General features: G+C 55.7%; 22 protein-coding genes and 1 other annotated feature. Of the genes, 1 reads left to right on the top strand and 21 read right to left on the bottom strand.

All coding sequences use genetic code 11. The features are described 5' to 3' along the window. Nucleotides 1-27 precede the first annotated feature (27 nt). The 14 genes from mreD to AC3WJN_RS06155 all read right to left on the bottom strand — a co-directional run bounded on the left by mreD (nt 28) and on the right by AC3WJN_RS06155 (nt 16,413). Entirely contained in the window at nt 28-552 is a 525-nt protein-coding gene (gene mreD, locus AC3WJN_RS06220) for a rod shape-determining protein MreD (RefSeq protein WP_005832358.1), read from the bottom strand. Next, entirely contained in the window at nt 553-1,545 is a 993-nt protein-coding gene (gene mreC, locus AC3WJN_RS06215; RefSeq protein WP_005832356.1) for a rod shape-determining protein MreC, read from the bottom strand. 14 nt (nt 1,546-1,559) lie between these two features. Then, a complete protein-coding gene (locus AC3WJN_RS06210; protein ID WP_005832354.1) occupies nt 1,560-2,603 on the bottom strand; it encodes a rod shape-determining protein in 1,044 nt (347 codons plus the stop codon). Nucleotides 2,604-2,650: 47 nt separating this feature from the next. Then, on the bottom strand, nt 2,651-3,349 hold the full coding sequence (gene radC, locus AC3WJN_RS06205; protein ID WP_005832352.1) for a RadC family protein: 699 nt from the start codon (nt 3,347-3,349) through the stop codon (nt 2,651-2,653). 99 nt (nt 3,350-3,448) lie between these two features. Continuing rightward, nucleotides 3,449-4,039, bottom strand: coding sequence for a Maf family protein (locus tag AC3WJN_RS06200; protein ID WP_007782425.1), 591 nt, complete (start codon nt 4,037-4,039; stop codon nt 3,449-3,451). Nucleotides 4,040-4,047: 8 nt separating this feature from the next. After that, nucleotides 4,048-4,287, bottom strand: a complete 240-nt coding sequence (locus AC3WJN_RS06195; protein ID WP_005832348.1) for a DUF4321 domain-containing protein — start codon at nt 4,285-4,287, stop codon at nt 4,048-4,050. A gap of 171 nt (nt 4,288-4,458) precedes the next feature. Beyond that, nucleotides 4,459-5,751, bottom strand: a complete 1,293-nt coding sequence (locus tag AC3WJN_RS06190) for a hypothetical protein (protein ID WP_237716627.1) — start codon at nt 5,749-5,751, stop codon at nt 4,459-4,461. 118 nt (nt 5,752-5,869) lie between these two features. Beyond that, nucleotides 5,870-6,862: a ketoacyl-ACP synthase III gene (locus AC3WJN_RS06185; RefSeq protein ID WP_007782432.1), complete on the bottom strand. Its 993-nt coding sequence runs from the start codon at nt 6,860-6,862 to the stop codon at nt 5,870-5,872. Between the two features lie 230 nt (nt 6,863-7,092). After that, nucleotides 7,093-8,475 (bottom strand): UDP-N-acetylmuramate--L-alanine ligase, encoded by a 1,383-nt coding sequence (murC, locus tag AC3WJN_RS06180; RefSeq protein WP_005826492.1) that lies wholly within the window; start codon nt 8,473-8,475, stop codon nt 7,093-7,095. A 1-nt stretch (nt 8,476) separates the two neighbouring features. Then, nucleotides 8,477-9,850, bottom strand: coding sequence for a bifunctional folylpolyglutamate synthase/dihydrofolate synthase (locus AC3WJN_RS06175; protein WP_005826495.1), 1,374 nt, complete (start codon nt 9,848-9,850; stop codon nt 8,477-8,479). 43 nt (nt 9,851-9,893) lie between these two features. Further along, nucleotides 9,894-12,566, bottom strand: a complete 2,673-nt coding sequence (locus AC3WJN_RS06170; protein ID WP_007782438.1) for a valine--tRNA ligase — start codon at nt 12,564-12,566, stop codon at nt 9,894-9,896. Nucleotides 12,567-12,608: 42 nt separating this feature from the next. Continuing rightward, nucleotides 12,609-12,848: a binding site (T-box leader), on the bottom strand. A 33-nt stretch (nt 12,849-12,881) separates the two neighbouring features. After that, nucleotides 12,882-13,232: an STAS domain-containing protein gene (locus AC3WJN_RS06165; RefSeq protein WP_005826498.1), complete on the bottom strand. Its 351-nt coding sequence runs from the start codon at nt 13,230-13,232 to the stop codon at nt 12,882-12,884. Nucleotides 13,233-13,339: 107 nt separating this feature from the next. Then, nucleotides 13,340-14,578 carry an ATP-binding protein gene (locus AC3WJN_RS06160; RefSeq protein ID WP_007782442.1) on the bottom strand — a complete coding sequence of 413 codons (1,239 nt, stop codon included), beginning with the start codon at nt 14,576-14,578 and terminating at the stop codon, nt 13,340-13,342. A gap of 26 nt (nt 14,579-14,604) precedes the next feature. Continuing rightward, complete coding sequence (locus AC3WJN_RS06155) at nt 14,605-16,413, bottom strand: PP2C family protein-serine/threonine phosphatase (RefSeq protein ID WP_007782445.1); 1,809 nt, start codon at nt 16,411-16,413, stop codon at nt 14,605-14,607. A 184-nt stretch (nt 16,414-16,597) separates the two neighbouring features. On the opposite strand from AC3WJN_RS06155, the gene AC3WJN_RS06150 reads away from it, so the two are divergent. Next, entirely contained in the window at nt 16,598-16,783 is a 186-nt protein-coding gene (locus tag AC3WJN_RS06150; RefSeq protein WP_005826504.1) for a YszA family small membrane protein, read from the top strand. 39 nt (nt 16,784-16,822) lie between these two features. Here the strand turns inward: AC3WJN_RS06150 and AC3WJN_RS06145 are convergent, their stop codons facing one another. The 7 genes from AC3WJN_RS06145 to AC3WJN_RS06115 form a co-directional block, all read right to left on the bottom strand. Further along, complete coding sequence (locus AC3WJN_RS06145) at nt 16,823-17,818, bottom strand: protein kinase family protein (protein ID WP_007782449.1); 996 nt, start codon at nt 17,816-17,818, stop codon at nt 16,823-16,825. Continuing rightward, complete coding sequence (locus AC3WJN_RS06140) at nt 17,805-18,803, bottom strand: hypothetical protein (RefSeq protein ID WP_005826512.1); 999 nt, start codon at nt 18,801-18,803, stop codon at nt 17,805-17,807. The genes AC3WJN_RS06145 and AC3WJN_RS06140 overlap by 14 nt, the downstream gene beginning before the upstream one ends. Nucleotides 18,804-18,817: 14 nt before the next feature. Continuing rightward, the gene (locus tag AC3WJN_RS06135) at nt 18,818-20,284 is read right to left on the bottom strand and encodes a LysM peptidoglycan-binding domain-containing protein (protein WP_007782453.1); all 1,467 of its coding nucleotides are present in this window, start codon (nt 20,282-20,284) and stop codon (nt 18,818-18,820) included. A 175-nt stretch (nt 20,285-20,459) separates the two neighbouring features. After that, complete coding sequence (gene hemY, locus AC3WJN_RS06130; RefSeq protein ID WP_005826515.1) at nt 20,460-21,869, bottom strand: protoporphyrinogen oxidase; 1,410 nt, start codon at nt 21,867-21,869, stop codon at nt 20,460-20,462. Nucleotides 21,870-21,881: 12 nt separating this feature from the next. Continuing rightward, nucleotides 21,882-22,814, bottom strand: a complete 933-nt coding sequence (hemH, locus tag AC3WJN_RS06125) for a ferrochelatase (protein WP_005826517.1) — start codon at nt 22,812-22,814, stop codon at nt 21,882-21,884. 16 nt (nt 22,815-22,830) lie between these two features. After that, nucleotides 22,831-23,868 (bottom strand): uroporphyrinogen decarboxylase, encoded by a 1,038-nt coding sequence (gene hemE / locus AC3WJN_RS06120; RefSeq protein ID WP_005826518.1) that lies wholly within the window; start codon nt 23,866-23,868, stop codon nt 22,831-22,833. Between the two features lie 139 nt (nt 23,869-24,007). Further along, on the bottom strand, nt 24,008-24,856 hold the full coding sequence (locus tag AC3WJN_RS06115; RefSeq protein WP_005826520.1) for a DUF4097 family beta strand repeat-containing protein: 849 nt from the start codon (nt 24,854-24,856) through the stop codon (nt 24,008-24,010).

The following is a 24,856-nucleotide window of genomic DNA, read 5'->3' as shown; positions in this document are numbered from 1 at the left end:
TTCCGGGTAACATCCCCTGTCTCCTTGTTACTCCACGTGCATTTCCTTTTTGTCGAGCACCTTGTTGCAGCCGTTTTTGATCGGTATGTACACAATCAGGCCGAAGACGAGGTTCAGCAATACAGTGGGCAAAATTTGACGGGTGAGAATCCATTGCACATCATAGGGAGCGACCGAGAACAGACGGTACAAGGAGTACAAGAGCCATTCGTGCCCGAACAGGATCAAGAAGCTCGTCACAAAGACCATGCCGATCCCGCGCTGGAACAACAGCACGATCAAACCGGCAAAATAGCTGGCTACCATCATGGACATGGTGTAAATGCCGATCACCTGCCCGAACAGGACATCCTGCAAAAAGCCGAACGCAAGCCCGTAGTACAGCCCTTCCCGCCTCCCGAGATACATGGAAATGAAGATACAGCATACGAGCGCGAAGCGAGGGACTGTCATCCATGACAGTCCCCATAAATCAGGTGAGAGGACCTGCATGACTGTCCCTTCCAGAACAAACAAGACCACGACACCAAGCGTCAATAAAAAACGCGCCATCTATTGACCACCTCCGCCAGTAGTTGCGGAGGAAGTCCCCGTCGAATTGGGCGTTGCCGCTTTGCCTCCCGTCGCAGGCGGCTGCACTTGTCCAGCCGCCTGCTTTGGTATCAGCTCACCGTTAGGCGAAATGGTAAAGTCGCGCTCTACCACCATCACTTCGCTCAATTGCGAAAAGTCTGCGCTCGGCTGTATGTAAGCCGTTTGCGTCAACCCGTAGTCGTCCGGCACGACCCGGACAATGTAGCCGATCGGCAGATTTCGCGGAACCACTCCCCCCCGGCCGGAGGTAATGACTTGCTGCTTCGGTTCGATTTTTTTGCCCCAAGGAATTTTGCGCATGACCAGCAATCGCTCCTGCGGATCGTATTCCTCGATGACACCGCTGACAGGCTCATGGACAGTCTTGCCGTCGACGATATACGTGGCCTGAATGTCGGCGGAGATGTGGTCGCGCCGTTCATAGCTGGTCAACAATTCAACCGTAGCGGAAAAGTTGGCAACACTCTGTACACGTCCGATCATCCCTTTTTCCGTGATGACCGCCATATCTTTTTTAATGCCGCTCTTCAGCCCCAGATCGATGGTAATGACGTTGTTCCACGTATCGGGATTGCGCGCCACGACTTCCGCAAAGAGAAGACTGTACGACGACTTGAACCTGTTTTTCGCATCCAGCTCTTTTCTCAGCCGCTCATTCTCTGCCTTGAGGTCGTGGAGTTCTGCCGTCAGCCGGGCATACTGGTCCAGCCCTGCCTTGAGGGCCTTGTTTTCTTCGTAGACGCTGTACGCGTCTTCTATTTCCCGAAAAAAGCCAGAAACAGCTTGGGCAGGGCGATAAAACAAGCCCTGCACCACGCTGAACGTATCTTTGAAAAACATTTCTGGCCAGGTCAGGTTAACCCGTTCACGGGAAGTGTAGCCCACGACGGAGATTAGCAGGACCAAGCCTACAAGTACGATAATAAGCCGCTTATTCCCGAAAAACGACATGCCCTACCCTCCGTTTATTTACCCCGTTTTTGTCGGGAAGAGGTGATGCCTTGTTTCGATTTGAACAGGTGGATATTCTCCAAAGCCCGGCCTGTCCCGATCGCTACGCAATCCAGCGCATTTTCCGCAACATGCACGGGCATACCTGTTTCCTTGCTGAGCAGACGGTCGATATTGCGCAGCAGCGCTCCCCCGCCTGTCAACACGATCCCGCGATCCATAATGTCTGCGGCAAGCTCCGGCGGACTCTTCTCCAAGGTCACCTTCACAGCTTCAATAATGGCAGCAACTGTTTCTGCCAATGCTTCTGCGATTTCCGTGCTGCTGACCGAGAGTGTTTTTGGCAAGCCAGTCACGAGGTCGCGGCCGCGAATATCCACGTTTTCCGGTTCCTCTGGCGCGATGGCAGAACCAATCTCCAGCTTCAACGTTTCCGCTGTCCGTTCCCCGATCATCAGATTGTAGCGGCGCTTGATGTACTGGATGATCGCTTCATCCATCTCATCCCCGGCCACGCGAATGGAACGGGAGGTAACAATCCCGCCCAAAGAAATGATCGCCACTTCTGTCGTACCGCCGCCGATGTCGACGACCATGCTTCCGGTCGGCTCCCATACAGGCAGATCGGCTCCGATCGCTGCTGCAAACGGCTCCTCAATCGTGTAAGCCTCGCGCGCGCCAGCCTGCTTAGTCGCGTCTTCAACAGCACGCTTTTCGACAGCGGTAATTCCCGATGGCACACAGACCATCACGTTCGGGCGACGGCTGAACAGACCCTGGTTTTTCTGGGCCTGATTGATGAAATAGCGCATCATCGTTGCAGTCGTGTCAAAATCCGCAATAACCCCGTCCTTCATCGGACGAACGGCGACGATGTTGCCGGGCGTGCGGCCGATCATACTCTTTGCCGCATTCCCTACCGCTTCAATGGAATTGTTGTTGGTACGAATGGCTACTACAGAAGGTTCACGCACTACAATTCCTTTTCCCTTAACGAAAACAAGTGTATTGGCAGTGCCGAGGTCAATCCCCAAGTCACGTGTAAATCCACCAAACATAAAAAAACTCCTTCCAATAATATACAAATGACAAGCAATGTTACATCCTACAAGTACCCTTGCTCTTTCAAGCTGACGTACCTGCCATCCCCGATAATCACATGATCCAACAATGAAATCCCTACCAGTTCCCCCGCTTCACGCAGCGTATGCGTGATCGCGATATCTTCCCTGCTAGGTGTCGGATCCCCACTTGGATGGTTATGTAGGCAAATTACCGATGCACTGCTACGACGGATCGCTTCTTTAAAGACTTCTCTAGGGTGCACGATGGAAGCGTCCAGACTGCCTACAAAAATAGTCTGCTTGCCAATCACGTGGTTCTTGGTATTTAGAAAAAGGCAGACAAAGTGCTCCTGTGTCAAATGAGCAAGCTCAGGCGACATCAAGTCAGCCACATCGCGGGGCAGACGGATGGAGGTGCGGCTTTGCCGCGGTACGCCGACCATTCTGCGCCCGAGTTCAAAGGCGGCATGCAGTTCCACTGCTTTTACCGGGCCGATCCCTTTCAGTTCCCTCAGCTCAGCATGAGAGGCTTGCGCCAATCCACGCAGGTCGCCAAATTTGGCTAACAAGCGCTGAGCCAACTGATAGACTGACTCCTGCTCACTGCCTGTCCTCAGTAAAATGGCAAGAAGCTCTGTATCAGACAGATGGACCGCTCCTTCGCGAAGCAGTCGTTCACGTGGACGGTCATAGTAAGGGACGTTTTTGCCGTCTGTTTTGTTACAGGTATTTACTGCCATTTTTCGCCGCCTCCCACCTATCTCATTATCGTCAACGGCTTACTAGAAGAAGGTCGTGAGGTGGTTGGCCGTTGTCACTTGCACACAAGCACAGCTTTCCTACAAAATCGGCATCCCGAAACGCGCGAGCAGCTTGGAGGTCAAGCAAAGCGGAAGCCCGACAACCGTAAAGTAATCTCCGGTTATCCCTTCCACGATCGTCGCTCCAATCCCTTGAATCGCATAAGAACCCGCTTTGTCCATCGGCTCTTTCGTTGCAATGTACGACTTGATCTCTGCTTCGCTCAACGGGCGAATTTTCACATCGGTGTGGCTGTGCGCCACTTCTGAGCGCCCAGACGCTGCATCAATCAGGGCCACGCCGCTATAGACGGTATGCTCTCGCCCCTGGAGCATGGACAGCATGCGAAACGCGTCCGCTTCGTCTGCCGGCTTGCCCAAAATATGTCCATCCAGAACGACAATCGTGTCTGAACCGAGCACGACGCCTTCTGTCAGGCGGGCGGCTACTTCCTTAGCCTTGCGCAAGGACAGCTCCTCTACCACTTGCGCAGGAGACAAGCCAGGCGCAGTCGTCTCGTCCACATCGCTGGTCATCACCGTAAACGGAATGCCCAGCGCCTGCAGCAGTTCTCTTCGGCGGGGCGATGATGAAGCAAGAATGAGCGTATCATGTTTTTCTGTCGTCATTTTTCAACCTACTTTATCCGTCGATGTATCCAAAACGCGAGGGCAAGCCCCCCGATACTGGCTAGATTTAGTTTTACCTGAAAGTTCAGGTCGTACTTCAAAATTTCTAAATCTGCCGCAGGTGACCATGTAATCGTTTTGCTTTTGGTCAGAAAAGGCACCCAGGGACCGAGAATTTCCCCGACGATGCTCCCGCACAAAAGGCCACTCACCAGTAGAAACACGAGTGTAAGCGTTTCTTTCCCCATTCCTTTTCCCAACTCCCTTTTACGAAGGGATTCTCTTTTTGCCAACCATAAGTTTAGCAAATGGAAGGGGGTGAAACAATCCCTGTTTGCTCTTGCTAGTTACTGTATAAAAAGAAAAGGCCTCCTGCAAGAAAACTTGCGGAAGCCTTATCAGCGCTCGCTTATTTGTCTTTAGCGCGCCAACTGCACCCAGCTCGCGTAGCTCTCCAAATATCCGAGCACGCCCGCCTGTACTTGCCACGCGTACGATTCGGCGCTTTCCCCTTTTTTTCCGGCGCTTGCTTCCGCCATCTTGTCGCGGGCGGCCAGCGCCTGATTGATCCCCTTGACCATCCCTTCGAACAGCGGCTTCCACGCATCCTGCACCTGAATCAAGCGGCTTTCCTCCAAAAATTGGCGATGCCATTCCTTCAGGTCGGCCGTCTCCTGCGCCGAGGCAGAAAGCTGTCCCGATGTGATAATCAGGCCGGATTGGGCAGAGAGCGCCTGCGCCAGCTTCACGCCATTGTCAAAAAACTGCTGCACGTTCGGCCCTTCCGTGGCGGCAGCCGGTTTGCTCACCGGAACCGCTCCCTGGAAGGCCGGGAAGGCAAACTCCTTGACGTACACGTCCATCCCCTTGTTTTTCAAGCTGGCGGCAAAGCCCAGCACGTCATCTCGCGTAGGCGCGGCAGCGGCAAACATATACTGCTTGCTGCCATCCTTGTACAAAAGGTGCGGGATTCCCGCTTTCGCCAGCGGCTCTACCGCAGACTGCGGAGACGCGTCCGGCTGAAACACGCCTGCCTGGGCGACGAACATGCTGATCTGCGGCACTTGCAGCGAGACATTTTGCTGCTCGCCAGAAGCGGTATTGCCGGCTGCAGTTCCTGCTCCTGCCTCGGACGAACCGGGGCCAGCCAGCGCCTCCTGGCCTCCTGCCTGCCCGCCTTTTGCCTCTTGTGCCGTCAACGTCTGCACGGTCTCGCTTAAAACTGATCCATACGATTGCGAAAATTCCTCCTGCGTGAAAACCGACAGCACCAAAAAGCCGAACAACAACCCGATCGCTACTGCTCCCCCTGTCGTCAGCACGGTCCGCCAGATGGGAGTTTTCGGCCAAAAAGCGAGGAAGCGCTTTGCGGGATTTTTGCCGGAGCTGCTGTAAGCTCCCAGAAGTTCCTCCTGCTCTTGCGTCTCTTCCAGCTCGGGCGAATCATCGAGGATCGGCCCCGGCTCTCTGCTCGTCTCCCGCTGCGCGGCCCCTCTCAGTTGCATCATGCGTTCCCAGGCGTCGTTTTCCTTTTTCGGTGGAAGCGTGCCGTGAAAAGGGATAGGTGGCCCCTGAATTTTTACCCGTGGCGTGTCGTCTTTGGGGGTACGCTTCACACTCGCTTCTTGCTTGATGGTCTCGCGCTTTTCGTCCCAAAATCTGCCGTTCATCTTGACTGTTACATGATTTTTCTTTTCTCCGTTCACGCTCATGCCCTCCCAGCTTGCAGGCTCTTTGTACTAGCTTACGTCTGGGCGGGACGGGTTATGACTGCGATCTAGCAAATCTAGCAAATTCTCTAGCACAGCGGCGAAGCTTTTTCGCCAAAGCTTACGGCTGCCAGGTCAAAAGCAGCCCGGCGTGAACGAGTCCCCCGCCGAAGCCGTAGAGTAAAATTTTGTCCCCCGCCTTTACCTTGCCTTGCTCGATGCCCAGCCCGAGCGCAAGCGGGATCGTAGCGGCCGATGTGTTGCCGTAGTAGGCCAAGCTGTACAACGTCTTCTCAAGTGGAAAGCCGCTGCGCTCGCAAATCGACTCGATCATGCGCAAATTGGCGCTGTGCGGGATGAACCAATCCACCTCATCGAGCGCAATGCCTGCGCGGCTTGCGACCTCCTGCATGCCTGTCGGCACCGTCGTAACCGCCCACTTGTACACTTCTCTGCCGTTTTGCACGATGCAGCCATTCCCCGCAAGCTCTCTGCCATCCATGCTCGTCGACAGCCCCGAGCGGTAGACGTGAATGCCGCCTTCTCCCTTCGAGCCTAAATAGGCAGCGTGAAAACCGGGAGCGTCCGGGTCGGCTTCCACCAGCACTGCACCCGCTCCATCGCCAAACAGGATGCAGGTCGTGCGGTCGGTGTAGTCGGTCACCTTGGAAAGCGTTTCGGCTGCCACCACCAGCACTTTGCGGTGCAGCCCGGAGGCGATCATCGCGTTCGCGGTGTGCAGCGCGTACGTAAACCCGGCACATGTGGCGGAAAGATCCATGGCGCCCGCCTGCGCGATGCCGAAATGAGCCTGGATTTGGCTGGCGACGCTCGGAAACGGAAAATCCGGCGTGCTCGTGGCCACGAGGATCAAGTCGACGTCTGTGAGGTTTTTGCCATAGGCAGCGGCCATGTTCTCTACGGCCGCAATCGCCAAATCGCTTGTAAACTCATCTTTTGCTGCAATGCGCCGCTCGTGGATGCCCGTTCGCTGCAAAATCCATTCGTCGGACGTCTCCACCATCTTTTCCAGATCGGCATTGCGAAGCACACCGCTTGGCACGTAGGTGCCGATCGCCGTTATTCGGGAAGGAATAGCATTTGCGTTCATCATATCGAATCATCACCTCTGCTTGTTTGTGACTACATTATAACACTAGATATTAATACCTGGTACTAATTTTTGCTTTTGCGCATTAGAAAACTAAGGCTGCGCCAAGCCTTTGGCGCAGCCTTAGTTGCACTTATACTGGATGAGAATCTTATACATTCTTATCTGTATGAAAAAAGACTTGGCTCCGCTTCCGAACCAAGTCTTTCTTCTTTGCAGCACTCGTGCTGCTGTTATTTTTCCAGCTTTTCTGCCAGCCAGTAGGCGGACTTCCAAATGTCTCCCGCGCCCATGGTCAGCACCAGGTCGCCAGCTTGCAATTCCTTGACCAACTGCTCCTGCATCTGCTCCTTCGTCGGGATGTACTGCGCCCGCGGGTGGCTGTTGGTGCGGATTTTTTGAACCAGCACCTCAGAGCTTACCCCTTCGATTTTGGCTTCGCCAGCCGGGGAGTAAATATCCGTAACGATGACTTCGTCAGCCTGTGAAAAAGCACGGCTGAACTCATCCATCAGGAAATACGTCCGCGTGTAGCGCTGCGGCTGGAAGACAGCGATGACCCGTCGGCCGGACGCCTTGGCTCCGTTCAACGTCGCAATGATCTCTGTCGGATGGTGGGCGTAATCGTCCACCACGAGAATGTCGCGCGCCTCTCCGATGATCTGGAATCTGCGCTTCGCTCCCCGAAACGAAGTCAGTGCCTCGGCAATCTGTTCAAACGACAGCCCTGCATCCAGGCAGACGATGATCGCCGCCAGCGCATTGGCAATATTGTGCTTGCCCGGAACCGTCAGCGCGAGCGTCCCGAGCAGTTTTTCTCCATGATACACCTGGCATGTGCTGCGCCGATCTCCGCACTCGATCGACACGGCGCGAAACTCGGCCTGCGACACAAAAGCCGGATCGATCGCATACGTTACTACCGTGCCTGCGACAGACGGCATCACTTCGCGAACGTGCGAGTCATCTATGCACAAAATCGCTTTGCCGCCCGGCTTCAGATGACTCAAAAACTGGACGTACGCCTGTTTCAAATTGTTGAAATCGCCGTCGAAATGCTCCAGATGGTCCGGCTCGATGCTAGTCACGATTTCGTACATCGGTCTGTATTCCAAAAAGGAACCGTCGCTCTCGTCCGCTTCGGCAATGACAAAATCACTCGTCCCTGCCTTGGCGTTTGTCCCTGCATTCATCAGCTCTCCGCCAATGATGAAGGTCGGGTCTACCCCGCACTCCTCCAGTACGTGCGAAATCATGGAGGTCGTGGTCGTTTTGCCGTGTGCTCCGGCAACGGCTACACCTGTTCGTTCGTTCAAGATGCGGGCGAGCATTTGGGAACGGTGCATGACCGGGATTCCCTTCGCTTCTGCTGCGACTACCTCCGGATTGTCCTTGGGGATGCTGGTAGAGTAAACAATGATGTCTGCTCCCTCCACGTGGGCAGCATTATGGCCGATATGAACGACCGCCCCTCTCGCTTCCAGCTTCTTCGCCAATTCGTTCATGGCGACGTCGGAGCCGGTTACCTTGTATCCAAGGTCGATCAAGACGCGGGCAATGGCACTCATGCCATATCCGCCGATGCCCACAAAGTGGACGTGCCTAGCCTGATCCACCCTATTCACCTGCCTCTTCTACTGTAGTGGGAAAGAATGCGCGCACTTGGGCGATGAAGTAGAGCGAACCGCAGACGACCAACCAGTCATCCGCTTTCGCCGATTGCTTCTCCCGCATCCAAGAAAGGAGAAACGCTCGCCAGTCCGGGACGGCTTCGAGGTTTTCCTCCGCCCATCCGCCTTGCAAAAACGCATCGCGCAGCGTACTTGCCGCTGCTGCACGCGGAAAGTCAAATTCCGTCACGTTCAGCGACTTGATTTTCGCCTTTACGGGCGCCAGCGCTTTTGCCATCTCGGAAAGCGGCTTATCAGCCAAGCCGGAAAACAGCAGGTGCAGCCCTGCATCGTTCGGCAAAAGCCGCTCCAGGCTATTGGCGAGTGCTTCCATTCCCTCCTGGTTGTGTGCCCCGTCCAAGATCACAAGCGGTCTTGGCGAGACGACTTCTAGACGACCAGGCCAGCGTGTTTGTTGCAAACCACGGGATATTTCTTCTTCCTCCAGCAGGAAAGAGAAATAGTTGCGCAAGACATCAATGGTCATCAACGCGACCGCTGCATTTGCCGTTTGATGAATGCCGTTCATGGTCAAGCGATAGGTAGCTTCATGGCGCCGATGGATGCTGCTGTAGCGAATCCGCTGCTGCCCCAGCTCTTCTTCTACCTGTTCGGCAAAGAAATGCTCCTGCAAGCTGTACACGGTGCTTTTCGTCTCAGCAGCCCGCTCCTTGAGCACGGCGAGTATTTCCGGTCGGGTCTCGCCCGTGACGACAGGTACGCCCGGCTTGATGATGCCAGCTTTTTCGCGGGCAATCTCCTCCAAGGTATCGCCCAACACCTGTGTATGGTCCATGCCAATATTTGTGATAACGGAGACAAGCGGCAGCACGACATTCGTCGAGTCCAGCCGTCCTCCCAGCCCCGTCTCCCAGACGACGACAGCCGGTCTCGCCACTCTCGAAAAATAAAGAATGGCGATCAGCGTGATGACTTCAAACTCTGTAGGCGAGCCAAATTCCGTCTCGCGCTCGCAGCGCTCGATCAAGACCTTGACTTCATTCACCAGCCGGAGCAGATCGGCTTCCTCGATCATGCTCCCGTTGTAGCGAATGCGCTCGCGAAAATCTACCAGATAAGGCGAGGTGAACGTGCCGACACTGTAGCCGGCCTCCATCAGCATTTGCGTCAGGAACGCGCACGTCGAGCCTTTTCCATTGGTGCCTGCCACATGGATGAACGGGATTCTCCGTTCCGGATGGTCCAGTTGCTCAAGTACCCACTGCATTCTCTCAAGCCCCGGCCGCTGACCGAAGCGAAGCAGTCCATGCAGCCAGTCGAGCGCTTCTTTGTATTCAACAAATTGTGCTTCAGCATGCATACCAAAATGCTCCATTCTCAAAAATATGCGTTGGTACGGCGGATCATTCGCCCTTCAGTTCGGCAAGGCGAGCGATGACCTTATCCCGTTTTTCCATGTAGTCAGCCATTTTCGCTTTTTCTTCTTCCACGACTTTTTCTGGTGCCTTGGCCATAAAGCCGGCGTTGTTCAGCTTTTTCTCGATCCGCTCCACTTCGCCGTGCAAAGTAGCCAGTTCTTTTTCCAGTCGCTTCAGCTCTTGCTCGATGTCGATCAGGCCAGCCAGCGGCAAGAACAGCTCCGCTCCTGTCACAACCGCAGACATCGCCTTTTCCGGGATCGCCAGCTCCGCGCTGATCGTGAGCGTCTCCGGATTGCAGAAACGGGCGATGTACTCTTCGCCGCGCGCCAGACGAGCCGCAGAGGTCGCATCGCTTGGCTTAATCAACAGCTCGATTTTTTTGGACATCGGCACGTTTACTTCAGCACGGATGTTGCGCACGCTGCGGATAATTTCCATCAGCATGGTCATCTCGCTCTCCGCCTCGGTGAAAATCCATTGTTCGTTCACCGTCGGCCAAGGTGCTACGGTAATGCTCTCGCCTTGGTGCGGCAGCGCCTGCCAAATTTCCTCGGTGATGAACGGCATAAACGGATGGAGCAGCTTGAGCGTTTGGTCGAGCACCGTCACGAGCACGGATTGCGTCGTCTTTTTCGCTGCTTCGTCACTGCCGTACAGCGGCAGCTTCGCCATCTCGATGTACCAGTCGCACAGGTCATCCCAAATGAAGTTGTACAGCACGCGGCCCGCTTCGCCAAACTCAAATGCGTCGGACAGGCGCGTCACGTCAGCGATGGTCGCTTGCAGACGGGAGAGAATCCACTTGTCTGGCGTCGACAGCTCGCCGCTAAGATCAATGTCGTCGTACGTAAATCCGCTCAGGTTCATCAGGGCAAAGCGGGAGGCGTTCCAAATCTTGTTGGCGAAGTTGCGGTTCGCCTCGACTTTTTCCCAGTAAAAGCGCTGGTCGTTCCCTGGCGAGTTGCCTGTCGCCAGCGTGAAGCGCAGGGCATCCGCGCCGTATTTTTCGATCACTTCCATCGGATCGACGCCGTTTCCGAGCGACTTGGACATTTTGCGGCCTTCGGAGTCGCGGATAATGCCGTGAATCAGCACGGATTCAAACGGGCTTCTTCCGGTGAACTCAAGACCGGAGAACATCATGCGCGCTACCCAGAAGAAAATGATGTCGTAGCCGGTTACGAGGACGTTTGTCGGATAGAAATACTTCATGTCCTCGGACTCTTCCGGCCAGCCGAGCGTGGAGAACGGCCACAGACCAGAGGAGAACCAGGTATCGAGCACGTCGTTGTCCTGCTCCAGCTTGTGGCTGTGGCAGCTCGGACATTCGGTGACATCTTCGCGGGAGACGACGGTCTCGCCGCACTCTTGGCAGTACCAGGCGGGAATGCGGTGGCCCCACCAGAGCTGGCGGGAAATGCACCAGTCGCGAATGTTCTCGATCCAGCGCAGGTAGTTGGTCTTGAAGCGCTCCGGAACGAATTTGACGCTGTCTTCGCTGTTGGCGTTGGCAAGCGCGAGGTCAGCCAATGGCTGCATTTTCACGAACCACTGGGTGGACAAATACGGCTCTACAACGGCGTCGCTGCGCTCGCTGTGGCCTACCTGGTGGATGTGCTCCTCGATTTTGAACATGACGCCTTGCTCTGTCAGGTCTTTGATGATTTGCTTGCGGCAGGCAAAACGGTCCAGCCCTTTGTAGATGCCTGCCTGCTCGTTCATCGTGCCAGTCTCGTCCATGACGACGATTTGCGGCAGTTGGTGGCGCAGTCCCAGCTCGAAGTCGTTCGGGTCGTGCGCAGGTGTGATTTTTACCGCGCCGGAGCCAAACTCCGGATCGACGTACGTATCGGCGACAATCGGGATTTCACGGCCGACAATCGGCAAAATGACGGTTTTTCCGATCAGGTGCTTGTAGCGCTCGTCTTCCGGATGGACAGCGACAGCCGTATCGCCCAGCATCGTTTCCGGACGGGTCGTCGCCACTTCGATGTAGCCTGTGCCGTCAGCGAGCGGATAGCGCATATGGTGCAGGGCGCCTTTTACTTCCTTGTAAATGACCTCGATATCAGACAGGGCGGTACGGGCAGCCGGGTCCCAGTTGATGATGCGGTTGCCGCGGTAAATCAGCCCTTTTTCGTACAGGCGGACGAATACTTCGCGCACAGCTTTGGACAAGCCTTCATCCATCGTAAAACGCTCGCGGGAGTAGTCCAGCGCAAGACCCAGCTTTTCCCACTGCTCGCGGATGTGCGAAGCGTAAATGTGCTTCCATTCCCATACTTTTTCGATGAACTTGTCGCGGCCGAGGTCGTGACGCGAGATGCCCTCTTCGCGCAGCGTCGCTTCTACGCGGGCTTGCGTAGCGATCCCGGCGTGGTCCATCCCGGGCAAAAACAGCGTGCTGTAGCCTTGCATCCGCTTTGTGCGGGTGATGATGTCTTGCAGCGTCGTATCGAGCGCATGGCCCAAGTGCAGCTTGCCCGTCACGTTCGGAGGCGGGATCACGATCGTGAACGGACGCTTCTCCGGGTCGCGTTCCGCCTTGAAAAACTGCTTTTCGATCCAGTACGGATACCATTTGCTTTCGGCTGCCTTCGGGTCGTAGTTCTTCGGCAGCAATTGGTCGATGTCGGTTGTTGGCTGAGTTGACATGGGTAGGCTTCCTCCTCTAGGAAAAATAAAAAAACCCTTCATCCAAAGGACGAAAGGATTATTTCGCGGTACCACCTTTGTTAACATACGGCAAGAAGAGTCCAGCGTATGTTCCCTCAAACAAGATAACGGCTGCGAACCGCTTTTGGCTAGACACATCGTGTTCACCAAAAACAACTCCCGGGCGACCTTCAGTCCATCTCTCCTTAGAGAATCTTCCAGCATCTGATTCTCCTCTCTGCAAAGGGCTCCTGACTTACTCTTCCCGATCATCGTTGATTCGATATGTAATTGTGGTATCGTTGCCTTTGCTTATTATATACAATCACGCTGTTTTGCGTCAAACCCGGTTTCGCCCACTTTTCCCACCGTAATGCCCAGCGCCTCGGTAAAGCCCAGTACGCTTAAAATATCCAAAATTTCTTCGCGGACATTGACAATCTCTACCTGTTTGCCAGAAGCAAGCAGTTCTTTCGTCGTAAAATACAGACTTCCAATACCGGAAGAATCTACAAAGGATACACCTTGAAAATCGACGGTAACGGAATGATTGCGCCCTCCGTACTGCTGGAGCAATTCACCCACTCGATCTCCCACAGCCATGTCCAGCTCTCCGGCGAAAAACAGCGTAGCCTGTCCGTTCGTCTCTGTTGCTCGGTAGTCCATGCTCAAACTCCTCTCAATAGGTATCGGTGTAGCTGATTTTGTTCTCTCTCACTCATGTTACCCGCTTCACCCGACTTGCAAACATTTGGTATTTTCTCCAATGTTCATCAGCTTGTCAGCGCACACTCCAAAATCAGCTTCGTTCCAGCCGCCGTGCTGCTCAAATAAATCCGGTCACAGTATTGCAACATGACGTGAAAGCCCGCTCCCAGCGAATTGCGCGTCGAGAATCCTTGCTGCAACGTCGCCCGCGGCAAATCTTCGAGCAAAATGCCCTGGCCCTGGTCGTGGATGACCACCCGGCACAAATCTTGATCGTGGGCGATATAGAGCGTGATCGTTCCTCCGCTGCCGTGCTTGAGCGTGTTCGAAGCCGCCTCGTTGACGGCGACGAGAAAGTGCAAAAAACGTTTGGCGACAAACCCCAGCGGCTCCAGCGTGCGCTTGAACGACCTTCTGAGCAGAGCCAAATCCTCCGGCGCCTGAATGTCCATCGCGAGCGATTTGTGCCCCTCGCGCAGCAGAAAAAACAGCTCCTCGTCGCTTAGCAACAGCAGCTTGCCTGCCGTGACCACGCCGAGAATGTCTCTGTATATTTCCCACTCGCGCCGTTTTCTTCTGCGTTCTTCCGCGATGGCAGCCGTCACGTCAATCAGGGCGATCCCACAGGTGCGATCCGGCAAAATCGACGCGTACATTTCAAACACTTTTTTCCCGTCGTGACTGACAATCTGTTCCCGCAAGGAGTTGCCGTGGACGGTCGCCTCACCAATCAGGCGCTGCATTTCCCCCTCGACATCGGGGGCCGCACGGTTCGAGCCGAGCGGACGCACTTTGCCATCGTCAAGCAGATAGAGGAAAATCGTCTCGATCTGGCGCAGGATGGACAGCTTCTGCAGCTCCTGCTTGATGAGACGGCCTCGCTCGTCATCCCGATCTTTATAACTATGCAATACGTCTGTAGGATTCAGCTCGTTGCACATATGCCACGTATGAAATTCTTCCAGAAGCAACCGTTCCAGCACTTCTTCCTTGCGCAAAACCTTCTCGATATCAACGACATAGTAAGGAACACCGTTGATTCCCTGCAGCCCGCTGCCGATAATGCGAAAATCGAAAGCGAGCTCGACCTCCATGCGTCCATGCAACTTTTTTGTCGAACTAAGCAGGCCGATAGCTGTCCGGCTGACTGCTATCAATTGGGCTTGACTTGTTTCCATTGTCGCAAGCTCCGTCACCTTCACCTTGCGCGGCGGCAGCACTTTTTGGGCAGACCCGCCGGAACGGAGCTCAAGAAGACAGTTGCGACAAGCGGGATTGTCCGGACACTGTTCACACAGAATCACCGTTCATCCTCCTATTCACGGGCGCTTCAGCTCGGGTACTCCATCAGTGCAGGAGTTTCACTTCTTCGTTGTCCGGCATGAGAGCCGGATTGAAACTGCAAAATCAAAACGGAGATGTCGTCTGTTTGCTGGCCTTGGCGCGTCATCGCCCACAGGTACGATTCGACGCGTTCCATCGTCTCTTCTTTGCCTGGCTCGTCCAGCAGGGCGGCAAGATCTTCGAGCAGGCCGTGAGAGCTGCGCAGCACGTCTTTTCTTCCCGTATCCAACAATCCATCTGTGTATAGTAGCAATATACCTTCTTCTAATAAGGGTACTTCTTCCAGTTGATAGGTGCTATCGGACAAAAGCCCTAGTCCTACCCCGCCCCGGCAGCGCAAGACGTTTTTTTGCGTGCTGGACAAATAGATCGGCTGCGGATGGCCCGCCCTGGCAAGCAGCAACTCGTGGCGGGTCGCATCGTAGACCGCGACAAGCATCGTAATGTACGAGCGGGTTTTCGCCAGATCGGCATACAGTAGCTGGTTTAGCCGCTGCAAAATTTCATCGGGTGACCAGCTCGTCTGCAAAACGGCGCGAACCGCAATCCGAATCCCCGTCGCCCAGATGCTCGCGGGCAAGCCGTGTCCCGATACGTCTGCCACGATAAAACAGGTGTAGCGCTCATTGATGCGCACAAAATCAATGTAGTCTCCCCCGACGTAGGTGACGGGCACGTAGACCGTCCTGGCGCGCAGGCCGTTCACTTGCCATTCCTCTTTTGGAATCAGCATCGACTGGATTCGGCGGGCCAGGCCCATTCCCAGCTCCAGCTCCTTCAGCTCTGTCGACTGATGTTCGTGCAGACACCGCAAGATCAGTCCTCTCACGTTCACAAGCAGCAGTTGAAAAAAGGACTGCTCCAGCTCTTTTGTCTCCATATCGTGCTCGCCGATAGCGGTTTGCGCCACCAGCCTGACGTACCGCGGCGTTTTGGCCGTGTCCCATTGCTCCGAGACGACGATGCGCTCCTCGATAAACTGGACCGCACCTCGATCGGCTCTTTTGCCGCGCTCGGTGTGAAAATAGACATCCCCCTGCTCGGACTCCCAGCTTATGCCCAAATAGACGAGCGTATGAATCTGGCCAAACCAGGCGTCGACAAGCTCGCTGGTCAATTGGTGAATGCTATCGTAATGGACGTCGCTCACGCTGATTTTGTTGCTGGCAATCAACAGTCCCTCATAGCTTTGCTTCAGTTTCCCGACGAGCGACAATTGCTGGTTCATCCATTCGGAATGCGCGAGCTGCTGGGTCAGCCTCGATTCGAGCGTGCTCACCGATGACAATGTCTCCGTCATCAAATAGTGATGGTCCCGATTGTTTAAGTATGCAAGAACACTCATGTAAGCTATGGCGACCGCCAGTCCCCCTTTAACATAAAGCGGCATCTCGGGCAGCGCGAGCAAAGACGCGGCTATGACCAGCAGAATGACCTGCACCATCCCCGAATGCTGCCGCGTGATCCTCTGCCAGTCCAGCAAAAGCTGCGACTCCACGTGTGCGCCTTCGCTCTCCGTCTTTTGGCGCAAGCGTCTGTGCGTCTGCAGCAAAAAGACAAGCGAGATGATCCCTGCGAGATACGTCCCTGTACAGACCGGCACCCCCAGCCCGTGGCCCCACCAGGCAAAAGACAGCACGAGCAAGCTGCCGATCCCCCAGGCCACCAGCCCGATGCCGTGCAGCAAAGACAGGTCAAACCCTCTCTGCGCTTGCCGTTGCAAGCCGTAGGATAAGCGAATCAAGTACACACCTGCACCTATTCCTGACAAGTAGAGTGCTATTTTCCAGATCATCTGCTCACCTTTACAAGTTCGTCCTGGCCTTCCTGCCCTATACGTTCCCGTTTCCTCCCATTCTCAAACCTGTGTCACAACTGGCGTAGAGAAAATACGCCTCGGGCGAAACCGGCCTTTGTCCGAGGAAATATAGACACTGTCCCAGGAAGCCTCGCATATGCTGAAATGAGGTGATATGCCGATGATGAATTTTCGCTGGAAGTATAACCCTACCTACCTGCGAATCAAATACGGGTGCAAACAAGTGCTGATCCCTTTGATGATTTTTCAGTTCATCCGCACCGTCCTGTTTCCCACCTCGTTTGACGTGATTCTGCTCGGTCTGCTTGCCGTGCTGTACGCCGCCATCGTCCTGGAGTGGCTGTAAATGCAAAAAGCAACGCCCCACCTTGTGAGACGTTGCTCGTTAAAAGGCTTGCTGGACCCAGCGATGCAGACGCATCAGGCGGTCCATATCTTTTTCCAGGCGCTTCACCGCGTACAGCTCGCTCCACTCCCTGCGGTTGTGGTAGTAGATGTCGATGTCTCTCATGATCCGTTCCGGGTACGAGAGAAACGATGCCAACAGCTCGATTTCTTCCGGCCGCAACGGGAAGATGGCAGCGTAGCGATGATAAAGCTGGGAGGCGCCTGCTTCATCTCCCGCCAGTTGAAAATACGTCCGGTAAAACAGTGTGAGGTCGCGCACAGGCGTATCGAAGCTGGCCCGGTCAAAATTGAGCAGCTTTCCTTTGCCAAAGCGATCCGGCACGATATGCGCCGGATGCGGATAGCCGTGAATGAGCGACAAGCGAAAATGCGCATGCGTCTCGTGCCGCTCCTTCCAGTCCGTCAACAGCTCGGTCGCCGTCTGGCTCATCTCCGTAATAAACCCTTTGTTGGCCAAAAACACCAGGTCAAACGGCGACTGGTACTTCCGCCCTCCCGCTACCTCCGCCGCTTTTTCCATCTGGTTTTGCCAATACTGCCAACGGTTTAATAGCGAGTCGATCAGCGGCTCCACCTGCCGCGGGTCGTCAAAGCGGTAATTTTGCGTCAGATGGTGCAACTCCGCGAGCCGCTCGATCGCCGGGGTAGCCCAGGCCAGCGGCTGTTCGGTCCACTCCTCGTTCCCCGGCTGAAAGGGCGTCACGTAGTACAGCGAGTCCCCGAGCGCAACAAACGGATCGTCGAACTTCGTGTACGTGAACGGAACCGCCCCGTCCCAGCCGCGCTGCTGCAACTGGCGCAGCATGTCGCTTACGAAAACCAGCCGCTTGGCAGGCATATTGGACCGTTTGCAGACGTAGGAGCCATAGGGAGTCGCCGCCTTGTACACGTTCGGTTCCTTCAGCGGCTCGATGCTCTGCGCGTACATGTCGTACTCCTGGAACAACGGGTAGATCTCGTCATAGCGGCTCATGTACTCCCTCCCTCCTCGATTGCTCTGCCCGGTAGGCAATGTGCTGCAGCAGTTGGTCGACGGACTCCTGGATGCGCAGAGCCTGTTCAATCGCTTTGACAGAAGCCTCTTCCTTGCCTGCAACCCGCTTCGTATAAGCTTCGATGCTTCTGTACACCTCGCGCGGACGAGCCATGAAGGCGAGCAGCAAAATATAGTCTCCGTAACTGAGCGGCTTGACCTCCTCGTATCCGTCCAAAAAGGCGTCAATCTGGCCGATGTCTTTGTGCGTCAAGTAATGATCCCGCAAAAAGCTTGCCACATCGCGCTGCTGCACGGACAAAGCTGGCCGAAAAAAGCCCCGCAAGTACAGCTCGCCCTTCACCATGCCCCAATTGTCCCGCTGCAACTCCCGGTGCGACACGCTGACCGTATCCGGCGCTACGCTTTCATGCGAAAGCATGGCCGAGGAACGCTCCATGCGCTGCAGCATCGGCTGCATCAGCTCGGCTACCCACCTTTTTTCTCCCGGCTCGCGTCCGTGCTTGCTGCGGAACGCTTCGGCGAAAGCCTTGGTCCGCGTCCACTTTGCGTCGGCGGCGATCTGCTCCTGCTTCAAGTAATCCGCGCCGGAGAGAAGCGGACTCTCCTGCTGGGACAGATGCATCATCCCGATGACTCTGCCGCAGCTTCGGGCAAGTTCGGCGCGAGGCTCGCAGGCTTCGATGTGCCTGACGTGATCGGTCATCGTTACACCGCGCTTGCCCACAACCAGAAACGGCTTGGTGTCTCGCGTCCGTATAAACCTTTCCACTGCGCGAAACCCCTGACGAGCCAATCGCTCGCGCCAGGCAAACGACCAGCGCATCACATCCACACGCGGCCAGACGTGGAGTTCCTTGGGGCCCCGGTTAGTCTCCAGTAAATAGCAGTCATCGAGCGGCGTGATGCGGATCACGCGCGCTCGATAATGCTGGCACACTTCGGAGAGATCGATCTTATCCACGGTCCCCCACTCCTTTATTGTGGGATGTACAAAATTTGTCCCGCGACAACCTGCTCGGAAGCCAGCCTGTTCACTTCGACGATTTTGGAAACGGGCAGTTGGTATCTCTGGGAAATATGCTCCAGCGTTTCGTCGCGCTGGATGATGCACATTTTCAACTGGCTCGTGCTCTCTTCCTTGCGCCGCACAAAGGAAGTGAGATTTTGCATCGCCTCCACGGTCGCCGGGCTGGTGCTGACGGACGCGCTTTGCCGGGAGGAACTGGACGAGGATTCCGCCTCGATCGCCTGCGCTTCCTGCTTGGCGCGCGTAGCCAGCGAGAAAATCGACGTAATGTTGACGTTGCTCTGCTCTTCGCGGGATGCCTTGCCCGAGATGGCTACCTTGAGCTCTGTCTCCTCCACCGCTTCCGGCTGCGCGACTACCGGCTCTGCCGCTTCTTCCTCGCTGTCCGCATGCACTTCCTGCACCTGCTCCGCTTCGTAGAGAGACTCGGACTCGGCTGGATCGGTAGCGACCTGAGCGTAATCCACATCGTCCTGCTCGTGAATCGCCAAAATCGGCTCTTCTTTTTCCGGCTGCCTTTTGACAGGCTCTGTCGTCTGAATATCGCGATAGGCAAGCGCATCGTACGCCGGGGAATCATACTGGGCCTCTGCCTGCGCATCTGAGCCGTAGGCGGCCGGATTTGCGATCCAAGGCTGCTGCGATTCGCTCCCGGACACCTCCTGCACCTCGCCGTACTGCTCCTGCACTTCCCCGTATTGCTGCTGGTACTCCTCCTGCTGGTTGTAGGCGATCGCAGGGGCGTCGAACACGGAAGGCGATTCAGCCGAATCATAGGACGCCGGCAATGCTTCCCGCTCCAGCTCCTCCTCCAAAGCGCTCAGCTTTTCCTCGATTTCGTCCAGGGAAGAAGGCGCAGCGTGCGCTTGCAGCGTCTCGTCCGCTACACGGGCATACTCCCAGGCCTGTGCCCCCTCCGCTGACTCCTGGTTGGCGGAAGCCGGCTGTGTCTGACTGTCGCCGAGCAGTATCCCCATGATCTTCAGGTCGGCGTCAATCAACATTTGATGCGGGGATTCCAGCTTGTAGTCAAAGCTGTCCACGATGGCATAAATGTCGCCGATTTCCGCGATCCGGTCCAACGGAATGGTGATGTTCAACGGTATGCGATGGCCGATCTGTTCCTCCCAGCCGTATTGCGCCTCCTCCGACACTTCCTGGCGAAATGGCGGAAAAGTGAAGGCCTCAACCAGCGTTTCCGTCCCGCCGCTGTTCGCTTCTGCGGCTTCCCTGATCGGCTCGTATTTTCCTACCAATTGCAAGCAGCCCGTGATGGAGACGTAGGAGTCGTTTTCCAGAACCTCTACATCGGGTACCAATTCCAGCTCTTGCAATTCGCCGATTCCGGCTCTATCGGATGAGAGGAAAATGGTCTCCTTGATGGCAAACGAAAGCAGCCCATCCTGTAACGCCATTCGTGCTCCTCCTTTTTCGAAAACTTGGCTTCGCCAAGCTTTTTTTGGGCGACGCCTTGTTGCGCCAAGGTCGATACTCAAGGCAACCCGCCTTTTCTCGACCAAGTGCAGGACATTTCCCTATACTATATGGACAGGACGAGCCGTTTAGCACCGAAAAAAGGAAAAACCGGGGTTATCTCCCCGGTTGCACAGATGCGATCAATTCCGAAACGGCTTTTTTTCCTTGCGCGATACAATCAGGCACGCCCACTCCGTCGTAGGAGGCGCCTGCCACCAGTACCCCCGGCAAATTCGTTTGCAACTTCTGCTTCACATCTTTCACCCACGCCTGATGGCCGACTACGTACGGAATCGCATTTTGCAGGCGCGTCACGCTGTAAAACTCGGGCTGCTGGCGAATCGTCATGATCTTGCGCAAATCGCGCAGCACGACCTCCAAAATCTCCTCGTCGCTCATCTGCATGAACGATTGCTCTGTCGCTCTCCCGACAAAGCTGCGCAAGAGCGCTTTGTTTGGCGGCGCCATGTGCGGCCATTTGCGATGCGCCCACGTGCACGCCGTGATCGTCGCGCCCGAGTGCCGCGGCACGATGAAGCCTGTCCCTTCCATCCCCAGCTCGATCCCGCTCTCCGGAAATGCCATCGCAATCGTCGCCACCATGTGCGGCTTGGCGGTCGGCAGAGCAGGCACGCTGGCGTACGGCCTGAGCAGAGGCTCCGAAACCGCGTGCGGCACGGTGAACAAGACAGCGTCCGTCTCGATCACCTGGCCGTTTTTCAAAACGAGGGTGTACTTGCCGTTCGGCTGCTTTTCCAGCTTGGCTATCCCGCTGTTTTTTTGCAACACTTCACTAGGCAAGCTTTTTTCGATGCCTTCCACGAGTGACTGCAATCCGTTCGCGAGCGTCAGGAAAATGCCTTTTGGCTTGCCCTGCGCCTTCGCCTGCGGGCGGGAATGCTTCATCGCCAAAATCAGGCTGCGATGCTGCTTTTCCATTTGCGCGAACTGCGGGAAGCTCGCGAGCAAGCTGAGGTTGTCGAGATCGCCGGAGTAGACGCCGGACAAAAGCGGCTGAATCAGGTTGTCAATGACCTCATCGCCAAGCCTGCGCCGAAAAAACTCCCCTACGGAAATGTCTTCGTTGCCTTTGGAAGCGGGCAAAATCAGATCAAGCGCTGCGCGAATTTTGCCCGGCCAGGAGATCAGGTCGGTCGTCACAAAAGGCATCAGCCTGGTCGGCACGCCCATCACGGCCCCTTCCGGAATCGCCATCAGCCGATCCTTGTGCCAGATGTACGCCTGCCCTGTACTGTTGCGAACCAGCTCATCGGCAAGCCCGAGGTCAGCCGCCAGCTCGCCTGCGCTTGTTTTCCGCTCCAAAAAGGAATCCGGGCCCAGCTCGATGACGAACCCTTCGTGCCGCCACGTCTTGATTTTGCCGCCAAGACGGTCCTGTTCCTCGATCAGTTGAAAGCGGATCGGCAGGCGCTTCGCCTCGATCTCCCTTTGCAAGTAAAAAGCAGCGGTCAATCCAGTGATGCCGCCGCCCACAATCGTGACATGACAAGCTTTCTCGTTCATGTGCTTCATCCCCTAGTTCGCCAGCTTTTTCCCGACGGCATCAGCCAGACAGGAGATAAACGCAGGTCTGGCGTTAGGCATCGGCGGACGATGGTAATGAACACCCAGCTCTTCCGTTACTGCCTTGCACTCCATATCGTTGTCGTACAAAACTTCCAGATGCTCCGCTACGAAGCCGACCGGGCAGTAGACAAAGGAGCGATAGCCATGCGCCTCGTACAGCTCTCGCGTCAAATCCTGGACGTCCGGGCCGAGCCACGGCTCCGGCGTATTGCCGGCGCTCTGCCAGCCGATGGCGTACCGGGCAATCCCTGCCTGCTCGGCGATCAGCTTGGCGGTATCCTCCAGTTGCTGCGGATACGGGTCCCCGGATTTCAAGATTTTTTCCGGCAGGCTGTGCGCGGAGAAGATGACTACGGCCTGTTCGCGTTCTTCGGCTGGCATCGAGGCAAACGTGTCCTCGATCGCTTTTGCCCAGTACTCAATGAAGCCCGGCTCCCTGTACCAACTGTCGATGCTCTTGATTGTCGGTCCGCCGATCGCTTGCGAATGCTCGCAAGCTCTGCCGTTGTATTCTTTGACGCTGTAGCTGGAGTAATGCGGAGCGAGCACCAGGCTGATCGCCTCGGTAATCCCGTCGCGCTTCATTTGCTCCACCGCATCCTCCACGAACGGCGCAATATGCTTCAGCCCCAGGTAGCCGACAAACTCCCGGTCCGGGTAGCGCTCGTTCATTTCCCGCTCCAGCGCGCGCACCTGCTCGTCCGTGATGTCCGCAAACCGATTCAGGCCGTCTACCGCCTCATAGCGCGCCCGCAGGTCGTCAAGCAGCTCCTGCGGCGGCTTGCGGCCACGGCGAATGTGCGTGTAGTACGGCTCAATTTCTTCTGGACTGCGCGGCGTTCCATACGCCATCAGCAAAAGCCCTGTTTTTGGCTTTGACATCTCATACCCCTCCTGGTCACACGTCCCTTTTGTAGCTATGGATGAATGCGGTCAGTTTTTGCAACGTTTCTACTTTGGCGTCAGGGAATACACCGTGCCCCAGATTGAAAATGAATCCCGGCTGCTTCGTGCCTTCGTCGAGAATTTCTTTTGCTTTGGCTTCGAGCTTCTCCCACGGAGCAAGCAACAGCGTCGGGTCGAGGTTGCCCTGCAACGTCTTGGTCACGCCCATGTTGCGCGCAGTCGTAATCGAGGTGCGCCAGTCCAGACCGACAACATCGACAGGCAAGCGGTTCCAATCCAGCAAAAGATGGCCTGCCCCGATTCCGAAGTAAATCGTCGGCACTCCGGTTTCTTTCAGCGCCTGGAAAATTCGCGTCATCACAGGCGTTATGTACTCGCGGTAATCTTCGTCGTTCAATGCGCCTACCCAGGAGTCAAACACCTGTACCGCTTGGGCGCCGGCCTTGATCTGTGCCTTCAGATAGGTGATCGTCATGTCGCCGAGCTTTTCCATCAATGCCTGCCACGCAGCAGGTTCGGTGTACATGAACGCCTTTGTCTTGTGGTAATGCTTGGAAGGACCGCCCTCGATCATGTAGCTGGCGAGCGTGAATGGCGCTCCCGCAAAGCCGATCAGCGGAACAGACAACTGCTCGCGCAACAGCTTGATCGATTCCAAAATATACGGCACGTGCGTTTCCGGCTCCAGATCGAGCAGACGCTCTACATCCGCCAACGATTCAATCGGATTGCCGATCACAGGCCCAATTCCCGACTCGATGTTCACGTCGACTCCAATCGGCTTTAGCGGCGTCATGATGTCGGCAAACAAAATCGCAGCATCCACGCCCAACTGCTCGACAGGCAGACGGGTCACTTCGGCGCATACTTCCGGTATGTAGTTCATCTCAAAAAAGCTATACTTCGCGCGGATGGCGCGGTATTCGGGCTGATAGCGTCCGGCTTGGCGCATGTACCAGACAGGGACACGCTCTGTCGCCTCTTTGCGGCATGCTTTCAAAAACGTATCGTTAAATGGTTTGGAAGTCATGAATAAACCTCTCTTTGCACAATAATCTATCCCACCAATATGATACCACTGGGCATTCGACAAGTAATGGCTCTTTTGTGTCAAAATCTTTTCGTTTCGCGCGTTTCCAATCCTATCCATCATTGTTGCCAAACTTCTTCTATTGAATGCGGATATCTCCCGTAGAAGTCTTCACGGACAGCTTTGGACCGCCAGTCCCTACGGAAGCCTTGATGTTTTGCTCTTCTCTTTTCGCATAGGAAAGGGTGGCCCATTTGACCTCGATGTCGCCCACGTCGGATGCCAGCTCCAACTGCGCTGCTTCCGGCTGCTTTTCCACCGCAATCCGCACATCGCCCGTATCCGTGCGCACGGTTACATCGCGCGTCAACTCGGGCAAGACGAGTTTGTCGATTTCGCCCGTGGAGCTGTCGATGTTCAGGCTGGCGCGAATACCGGCCAGCTTCAGATCGCCCGTATCTGTCCGCACGTCCAGGCGCTCTCCGGCATACCCGGTCAAATCGACATCACCTGTGCTGGACGACACTTCCCCCGTTTTCGCCGTGAGCGCTCCGCTTTTGATATCCCCCGTAGCCGTTTCCAGCCGGATGCTCTCGTACTCTTTTTCCGGCAGCATGATTTCCAGCTTCAACTCCCCGCTACCTGGATAAAACAGGCTGACGTGCAGCTTTTCCTGCACCTGGACGCGCAAGGTTCCGTCTTCCGTGACCTCGCTCGTCCATTGCAGCCGTTCCTTTTGCTGCTCCGAGATTTCCCCTGTCAGACGCACGGTCGCTTGTGCCGCTTTCGTAGGCGTGATGACGAGATCCGCTGTTCCCGTCTCTACGGCCACCGCCTTGAACGGCTGCTCGATGATGCGCTGCTCCTCTATTTTCTTTAAGGAAAACGCGAAGTGCTCCTGCTTGGCAAACAGCCAGACGAGCCCGCACACTCCCACGACAAACAGCAGCAAGCTTATGCCGAACAGCTTTTTTCCCCAATTCTTCAT

The sequence above is a fragment of the Brevibacillus sp. FW306-2-1A-C05A genome (genome assembly GCF_058781555.1).
This window is presented reverse-complemented; position numbering and strand designations above follow the sequence as displayed.